General features: G+C 65.0%; 5 protein-coding genes and 1 pseudogene. 2 read left to right on the top strand and 4 right to left on the bottom strand.

Annotated elements, in window-relative coordinates; translation table 11 throughout:
• Nucleotides 1–346 precede the first annotated feature (346 nt).
• From E3O18_RS03965 to E3O18_RS03955, 3 genes are read right to left on the bottom strand one after another with little or no spacing between them, the layout of a single operon-like run.
• Nucleotides 347–1165: a TniQ family protein gene (locus tag E3O18_RS03965; RefSeq protein ID WP_166784875.1), complete on the bottom strand. Its 819-nt coding sequence runs from the start codon at nt 1163–1165 to the stop codon at nt 347–349.
• Nucleotides 1162–2070: a TniB family NTP-binding protein gene (locus E3O18_RS03960; protein WP_134417527.1), complete on the bottom strand. Its 909-nt coding sequence runs from the start codon at nt 2068–2070 to the stop codon at nt 1162–1164. Before E3O18_RS03960 ends, E3O18_RS03965 begins: the two co-directional genes overlap by 4 nt.
• A 2-nt stretch (nt 2071–2072) precedes the next feature.
• Nucleotides 2073–3725: a DDE-type integrase/transposase/recombinase gene (locus E3O18_RS03955; protein WP_347232332.1), complete on the bottom strand. Its 1653-nt coding sequence runs from the start codon at nt 3723–3725 to the stop codon at nt 2073–2075.
• Nucleotides 3726–4431: 706 nt separating this feature from the next.
• Here E3O18_RS03955 and E3O18_RS03950 point away from each other — a divergent pair.
• Together E3O18_RS03950 and E3O18_RS03945 are read left to right on the top strand one after the other, a co-directional pair.
• Entirely contained in the window at nt 4432–6606 is a 2175-nt protein-coding gene (locus E3O18_RS03950) for a CHAT domain-containing protein (protein WP_134417521.1), read from the top strand.
• Between the two features lie 35 nt (nt 6607–6641).
• Nucleotides 6642–7979: a hypothetical protein gene (locus tag E3O18_RS03945; protein WP_134397330.1), complete on the top strand. Its 1338-nt coding sequence runs from the start codon at nt 6642–6644 to the stop codon at nt 7977–7979.
• Nucleotides 7980–8481: 502 nt separating this feature from the next.
• Here the strand turns inward: E3O18_RS03945 and E3O18_RS03940 are convergent.
• Nucleotides 8482–8668, bottom strand: a pseudogene (locus tag E3O18_RS03940) (IS3 family transposase); the annotation flags it as partial.

Here is an 8668-nt window from a genome sequence, read left to right as displayed (position 1 = left end):
GAGCCATCGTGTGGTGTCCTTTGTGAGTTGCTTTAGTCGGTACTCACTGACCATCCCACGGTGGCTCTTCACGTTGACGAAGCAACACTCAAGAGCGGGAAACCACACCACTCACAGGGACGTAACCCATCGGCGGCGCGGGCGACCGCGCCCTGGGCACGTTTTTCCGCGTCGGCCCGTGCAGCAGAAGCCGACTCGGCGCGCGCGGTGGCGGCGTCGCGTTCGTGCTCAGCCTCCTCCAGTCGCGTGCGTGCGGTCGCCAGCTGCTCGCGCAGCTGGGGCAGCTCTGACTGTGCCTGTGCGTTCTGAGCCTTCGCCGCGGACCGGACGGCGACTAACTCGGCCGTCACCTGGTCGAGAGCAAGTGCCCGGTCGCGCAGCTCAAGCTGAGTGAGGGCGAGGTCGGCGTGCAGCTGGTCTGCCAGCTCTGATGCTTCCGTTGCTGCGGCGTCAGCTTCCAGCCGCTCCATGTCGGCTTGACGTTGAGCTTGCTCGGCGCGGCGGGTTCGGGTGTTTGCAGGGCGACTTGTGTGGCGGCCTCGGTCGTCACTGATTCGATCTGGGCCTCAGCAGCGTCCGGGTCAGCAACAATCCGAAGCTCCTCGATGAGGGCGGTGAGTTGCTGGCCCAAGTGCTCGAGCATTCCGGCGACCTGGTCGCTGAGCTCTCCGGCGCGTTGGCGCGCGGCGTCAACTGGGCGTTTCTCGTCCTCGATGTTCCGGCTCGGTTCGGCGGCCAGACGGCGCCGTGCGCGCCAGGCGGCGGCCCGGTTGTGCCCCACGTGATCGCAGTACTCGGGGGGCCTACCAGAGCCAGAGTCCGCGCTCACGGCGGGGTGGACGCACTCCGGGAACCGGCACGTACGTTGCTCTGCCTGCTGCACCTCATCACTGTTATCGAGCCGCCAGGGGACCCAGCCGGCCACACTCATCTGCCGTAACCGGTCCGGGGTGACGCCGGTGCGCTCGGCGAGGACGTTGATCATGGCGGATGTTGCTGCCACGTCGATGTCCTCAGGGGGGCGCCATCCGAGCGTGAAGCCGAGGTCATCGCCGAGGTGGGTGAGGTCGGTGCTATAGCAGGCGGCGATACGGTGCAGCCAGGAGGACAGCGTTTCACCGTCGATCGGAGCCGGATGAGCGGGCCACTGACGCGGCCTGGTCACAGCAGTTCTCGTTCGAATACCCTCCGTCGTTCGGTCGGCCCAAGGTAGTCGGCCATGACCAGGGTGCGTTGGTTGATGCTTTCCTCACCGCTTTCTACAGCGGAGATCGCCGCAGCTGTCAGGAGGTGGGCGAGTTCCCCGATGGTTCCCTCGCATCGAGCCAGCAAATATTGGGCCATATCGTCGGTCGCGATGATCGACGGACGCTGCAGCGGCAACGCGGCCGCGAAGCTGGCTAGCAACGACACGGTGTCAGCACTGACAATCCACAAGGGAAGGACAACGGGTTCGAATCGGTTTTCCAACTGGTCGTCGGAGCGGATGGCAAGATACGCGTCTCGTGTTCCGACACCGATGATGGGGATGTGCAACTCGTTGCCGAGGAAACGCAGCAGATTGAGGAACTCCCGGCGGCTGCTGCCTGGCCCGGCCAGGACGTTATGCAACTCGTCAATGACGAGCATGCGCACCCCCGTTGAACGCAGCAAACTCAGCGATATCTGCTCCACCTCGGCCAACCGCCACCGGGGTTGAAGAGGCGCGCCCAGCGCGGCGAGGAGCGCGATGTAGACCCGCAACACGGACGGTTCGGAGGGCATCTGCACGCACAACACGGCAATGTGTTCCCGGTCCGCTTCGGTCACCGGCAGATGCCCCCGGCGAAACTTTTCCACGATCATCGACTTGCCATTATTCGTCGGCCCCACCAGCAACAGGTTCGGCATCCGCTGCTTGCCGGGCCAGCCCAGCAGGGCCTCCAGCCGGGCGAGCGTCACTACAGCCTGGGGGTAGCCGATCCACCGGTCCGCTCGGATCAATGCCACCCGCTCGCCCGCCGGTAGTTGTGCACTGGCCTGCACCGACGGGTGCAGGTGAGATAAATCAGGTGCGACGCCGTCGGGCATGGTCACCACTGCTCGATCTGATCGAATCGAACCACCCGTGCCGCAGTGGCCTGCGTGTCCTCCTGGCATTCCTTCGAAGGTTCCGGCGGCACCACGGTGCCAGGGCTAGGGGCGCGGTTCTTTGCCGCGGCAGTTGTGGTGTCACGTCGCTGCGTATCGCGGCGCATGCGTTTGGTGGTTTTCGACGCGGTGCTGGCGATATCCCTCATCTGCTCGATCATGCGGAACAGGACTGCCTCATCCACCTGCGCGATGCCACGCTCACGTAACCGGGCCAGGGCACGCTGGTGCTCCCAGAGGCTCACGACCGGGTTCGCCATCGTCCGGTACGGCACCTCTACATAGACGTGACCGTCGGGGTCCAACACCCAGATCCGGCTGAGGTCCCGCGGGTCCCGCCGGATCAAGAACGCATCCAACGTGTTGCGCCGGCTGATCCACGGTTTCAACGCGTTGGCGAAGTAGTGGACGTGGTCGATGACGAATCCCGTCCGCGTCAGGGTGCGCCGCACAACGGGGAGAAAGTCGATCAGGAACGCTGTCGGGTTCGAGACCACCGCCGGCATCCCGGTCGCGGCAACTCCTTTGGCCCACCGGCCAGTAGGTGTCTGCCCCAACGTGCCGTGAATACTGCCGTGATAGCTGGCCACGGCCAAGGCCAACCATTTCTCCAACTCGCCAAGCGTCAACATCGCCATCCGCTCCGAGTCATACCGGCCACGCGCGACCGGATTGGAGAACGTGGTCCCAGGAAGTTCGTGAACCTGCTGCATCGCGGTGCCAATCACCCGCTCCACGATTCCGCCGTAGTGCGGCCGGCCCGGAGGCCGATACGCCAACTCGATCCCGTGCTGCTCACACCCGCGACGCAGCGCCTCACTCTTGAATTCGCTGGCATTGTCGAGGTACAGCTGGCGTGGCTTCCCACTCATCGGCCACGATGCGTCAACACCCAAGCTCTCCAGCCACGGCCGCTTATCGGTGGCAGCATGGGCCAGGCACAAGCCCACCGACACGGCTGACGGTGCCTCCAGTGTGACAACCATCCCCACCAGGGACCGGCTGCACACATCGATCGCCACGGTCAGATACGGGCGCCCGATCGGTTGTCGTTCCCTCTCGTCGACGACGATCACGTCGATGACCGTGTGATCAATCTGCGCCTGCTCCAAAATGGTGCCGATAACCGGCACGTTGCCGCCGGCGGACTGCAACGGCCGCACCGCATTCGGACCGCCCCGACGCCGGCCGACCTCCACCGGATTCAACGCCCGAATCCGACGCTCCACCGTGTTCCGCGCTGGAACTGGAAGCCGTCGCATCCGGCACGCTCCCGCGATGTCGCGGCATACCGCCGCCTGGGTTCGCTTCTGCCGGGTCAGGAACTGCTTCCGCACCACCTCACGAACAAGGTCCTCGACCTCGGCGTTCAGACGCCATGTGCCTTTCCCATGCGAGGAACGTCCGGGAGCCAAGTCCGTCAGCAACCCCGACCCCGTTCGATGGCGTTTGATCAGCACATAGACCTGGCGGCGCGATATCCCCAGCGATAATGCGGCCGCATCGACCGCGGCCCGACCCACGACCGCTCGAGCCGCCAACGGCGCAATTACCGCCGACACCCTCATCGTGCGATCCCACAAAACATCCGGCATCGTCAACGTGCCGGACTCAGCAAAACGTACCGATTCCGCGTCCACCCCGCCACCTCCTTATTGTGCAGAGGAGTAGTGAGCAAAACCCATTTTAGTGCAGAGGTGAACGGAAAAACCAGTGCTCAACACTCGCCTGCACAACCCCGGGAACACACGCGATGCTGTGCAGACGTGAACGGAAAATGACAGAGTTTCCGGGACATTTGGTGGGCCGTTCGCGAAACTCGGGAGGATGCGGATCGCAGGCACCTGCAGAACGCAATTTCCTCCACAGGCCTGGCGATTTTCCTCCCCATTGCAGCGCGGCTTCGCACGTATGTGTCGGTTCCGGTTGAAGGCCGTCCGGACTCAACGGCGGAGGCGCAGCTGCGGCACTGAGGCGACCGCGGTCTAGTTTGCGCGTACCTTTCGCGCAGCAGGTTTCCTCGTAGGCACACGCGTCGATCTGGACTCAGCCTGGTGCTTCTTCCGGATTTCGCTTCGCGGCTTCTCGGCTTCCACGTTGTCGCTGTCAACCGACCCGTCGACGCGAAGATTCTGGGTCATCCTCTGCGCGTAGAAGGAAGGGCTCATTCCGCTGATCGCAGCCATTAACGGGGAGGGTGCCTCTGAGAGGTACCCAGGCGCGTGTGAAGAGGGACGTACAGAAGCTCTGGACACGCGCCGCAGACCGGGCCATTGTGAATCCAGGGAGCAAGGAGCGAGCGTGACGACCTGCGACGGATTGTTTGCGCACACCGAGTCTATGCTGGGACGCCTCGGTGACATGGACTCGCGCCTGATCTACTCACATGCGCGACTCGGCGATGCTCTCACGACGTACCGCTCGGCACCACGCAAGTCGCGTGGCCAGCAGGAGCTCATCGAAGCACTGCTGGAGGCGCTCGATGATGACGAAGAGTTGCGCATTGCACTCCTGGAGGCGTCGCCCGGCCCAGACACGGTCGTGCTGAAATCCGGGGTGCGCTCCTGGCTTCTGCAGCCGAACGAGAAGTTCCGTGCGCCCAATCTCCCAACGGGGCCGCTCATTTCGGGCGCAGTGACGCCCGGACTCGACGGGTCTCCCCTAGACGGACTGATCCTCAGGCTTCCCCCACGGATCGGCAGGCTCGCCGCGGCTCCTCGCCCCGCGCGCCCGAAGAAGGCGAAGAAGGCCAAGACGCCGGCCGCCCCGGCGAGCGAGACGGCGGGGCCCTCGATGCACGCCCGCCCGGAGGCAACTGTGACCGGAGCGACCGAGGCTCCCTCTGCAGGCAGCGCGCCGGGATCCGGCTCGGCGAAGGAGGAGACCGTCTTGGCCGCCCTTGAGGCTCGGGTTAAGGGCGCGCCGACCGTGGAGACGCCGGTCGAGGTCGTTGTCGACTTTGGCGTCCCTGCAGCCGACGGCGCGCCCGACGAGGGCGAGTTCTCGGTGGTGTTCCCGCCAGGCAAGAACCGACTCCCCATGATCGTGCAGCTCACTTCCACCGACATCGACATCGACGAGGAGCAGCGGCTCCAGCCTCTGGTGATGCGCAGAGACGGCACGAGCGAGCGACCTGCCGTCTTCGAGGTGACCCCGCGCGAAAAAGGTCCTGCCCATCTGACCGCAACGCTGCTTCGAATGGGAAGCATCGTGTCCCAGGTGTCGTTCATTGTCGATGTCGCGGCCACGACTTCGGGCGACGCACCGGAGTCCACCGCGCTGATCCCGGCCGCGAGCATCGGGCGGGCGATGGATGCTCTGCAGGTCGACAGCTCGCGGTTCCTCGCCCTGTCGTTCATCGACATGAACGGCGGATTCCGCTGCGTCGTCTCGGGTGACGTTGCTATGGAGGCCGAGCTCGACGTGTCGCGCTTCGAGCTCGACGCCGCTGTCCTGCACGTGCGCGACGTGCTGCTCAGCCTGTCGCACGACGGTGCGTATCAAACAAGCATCCACATCGATCAAAAGTCCTCCGACGTCGCACTCGAAAGACTCGCGGAGGCCGGCGGACTGCTGCTGCGCAAGCTCTTCTACCTGCGCAAGGACAACACCCGCGCCGCAGCGATCGGCGATCTGCTCGTCTCGCGACTGGGCGCCGCGGGTCCGCCCCAGCGCATCCAGTTCGTCGTCGACGGGTACGGAGTGCCCTGGCACGCCCTCTACCTCACTCCATCGCTCAGGGGGAAGCCGCGGTGGGATCGGTTCCTGGGCCTGCGGCATGTTATCGAAGAGCTCGTGGTGAACCTTCCTCGCCACGCAGCGCCAATCACCGTCGAGAACGGGCTTTCGGTCGCGCTGCACTTCGACCCACGAATCGATGACGAGCAGAAGATCCCCGCTGTTCGGAACCAGCGGGGGTTCTGGTCGAAGGCGAAAGAGCGGTCGCCCGGCATCACGGTGAAGGACCGCACCAAGAACGCCGAACTGATGACCTCCCTTGGATCGCGCTCCCGGTACCAGGTGCTCTACTTCCTCTGCCACGCGGGGGCGGGCGCGAGCACGTCCGGCCATCCCCTCCCAGATGCGTCGTGGCTGCAGCTCACCGAGGAACCTGTCACCGTAGGTGAGCTGACCTTCAACGCAGGGACGAACTCGCAGCTCAAGCAGGGGCCGCTCGTGTTCGTGAACGCCTGCCGGTCGGCTGAGCTCTCGCCCCAGTACACCGTGAACTTCCCCAACTACTTCCTCGACCGCGGTGCGCGCACCGTAATCGGAACCGAGTGTGAGATCGCCACCTTCTTCGCCGACGAGTTCGCCCGGCGGCTGTTCGCTTCCATCCTCTCGGGCGTGCCGGTAGGCGTCGCGCTGCTTGATCTGCGCCTCGCGATGATCGAGGAGGGCAATGCGCTCGGGCTTGCCTACGGCTTGCACGGGGCGAGCGACACGTACCTCGCCCCGGCACTCCTGACTGACTGATCCGCTGTAACCCGACGCACACCGAAGGAGGGGCCATGCCGCTAGTACGCACGCAGGTCGACGGTCGCAAGATCGAGTATTGGCTTATCGAATTCGACAAGCATGGCAACGAGAAACCGGACTCCGGAGACCTTGCGAGCGACGCGGTGCTCGAAGCGCTGCGTGCCTCGAACGCGACTGACGTGTTCGTCATGAGCCACGGCTGGCACGGGGACTGGGATGCAGCCCTGCGACAGTACGACCTGTGGGTGGACGCGTTTCTCGACGCGATGCCGGCGAAGACGTCCCGCGAGTTCCGCCCGTTCGTCGTGGGCGTGCACTGGCCGAGTCTCGCCCTCGCGCCCACGCGCGTCGAGCGCGACTCAGAGGGCAAGACGCTCTCCGGCGACGACAAGAACGACCCCGACGACACCTCACTTCCGGCATCCGTGGCCGAAGCTGTCGACGCCTACGCCGACCTGCTCGGAGACACGGCGACGACGCGTCGCGCACTGAAGACCATCATCGACGCCGAGGCCGCGGCCATCCGTCTAGAAAAATCCGCCCCCGCGCGCAAGGCGCTGCGCGACCTCGAGCGTGCGATCAACCTAGAGGAGCCGCCGCTGCCCAGTGACGATGACGAGGACACCGCTCTCGCGGCGGTGATCGCCGGTGAAGGGAAAGTGCTCGGCGGCGGAGCCCTCCTCGGACTTCCCCTCCTGGCGCTGCGCCAACTCTCGTTCTGGAAGATGAAGCAGCGCGCGTTCACCGTCGGCACAGCCGGCGTCGCGCCGCTCTTGCGCGACCTGCAGCGAGCGGCGGGCGACCATGCACGAGTGCACGTCATGGGCCACAGCTTCGGATGCATCGTAGTTTCGGGGGCTGTGCTCGGCGACGGGACCCCGCCGCCACATCCCGTTCGCTCGATGGTGCTCATGCAGGGCGCTCTATCGCTGTGGGCGTTCGCGGACGACGCATACGGAACGGGTAGGCCAGGTCGGTTTCGGATGCTGCGCGACCGGCGATTCGTCGACGGGCCGATCGTCACGTCGCAGAGCAAGTGGGACTATGCGCTCGGGAGGTTCTATCCCGCAGGGGTCCGGGTCGCAGCATGGATGCCCGGCGGAGCGGACCACCTCGTGCTGGGCGAAGGCGGCACAGTGCCCAAGTGGGGCGCTGTCGGAACGTTCGGACTTCAGGGAGCAGGCGCGAAGAATCTGACGATCGCCGAGGTGACGACCAGCACGCGCCTGTCCGCAGGAACCGTTTACAACATCGATGCCGACCTGATCATCGATGATGTAGCGAGCGGCGGATGGGGCGGGGCACACAACGACGTCGCGCACCTGGAAACAGGGCGGCTCGCATGGCGCGCCGCCCTGTCCAACTCGTGATGATGCCGGTTGCAGACATCCGTGCAGGAAATAGCGCAGTGAGTGACGAGGCGGGACGCTGTCTCCCCGTGGGTTTACCGCAGGACCCAGTCGCCCATGCTCGACACGGTTTTCGACCCCGCAGGGTGTCGTGTCCAAAACGAGAGGCTTGCTGTTGGGCAGCGGCTTGCTTCAGAGCTCACGAGCCGAAGCGTCGTTGCAGGTCGGCATACGAAACCGCACCGTCGAGGAAACCAAGGGTCCAGTGCTTCTCCATCTGGGACTCCGCAGGACCAGGCGATGCCCGCGCTCCTCGTTGGGAACGATCCGTTTGCCGGCAGCCAGCCATTGCAGAGAAGTTACTCCTCCCAAGGTAAAACGTAAGGAACGCATCGCTGCCGCCGCGGCAGAAGGTGCGGTGAGGGTTGTATCGTTCAACTGCCGACTCAGCGATGGAAGGGTCTCACCGGATCTGACGATCGGCATCCCGGAATTTGTCAAGGTGAATGAGGCCAGCGTGAGTTTAGGCGGCTAGTTTCGGCTCCACGTTTTGAGCTTCGGTTGGCTTGTTGATCCAGGCCGCGTCGGGGGTGGCGAGGATCTTCGGGTCGCAGCTGGTGCTGAAGCGCTCGGGGTTCCGGGCGCGTGCTGCGGCGAGGGTCGCCGCCCGCTCGACGGCCTTGCCGGCGGCGAGGCCATAGTGGACGTCG

This window comes from Cryobacterium sp. TMT2-42-4, assembly GCF_004402645.1.
Lineage (GTDB): Bacteria > Actinomycetota > Actinomycetes > Actinomycetales > Microbacteriaceae > Cryobacterium > Cryobacterium sandaracinum.
Note: the sequence above shows the minus strand (reverse complement) of the source record. Positions and strands in the feature narration are given on the sequence as shown.

Bases quoted from the DNA above. Each gene is read 5' to 3' on its own strand.
- E3O18_RS03960 (WP_134417527.1), bottom strand. From the start codon at position 2,070: ATGCCCGACGGCGTCGCACCTGATTTATCTCACCTGCACCCGTCGGTG.
- E3O18_RS03955 (WP_347232332.1), bottom strand. From the start codon at position 3,725: ATGCCGGATGTTTTGTGGGATCGCACGATGAGGGTGTCGGCGGTAATT.
- E3O18_RS03945 (WP_134397330.1), top strand. From the start codon at position 6,642: ATGCCGCTAGTACGCACGCAGGTCGACGGTCGCAAGATCGAGTATTGG.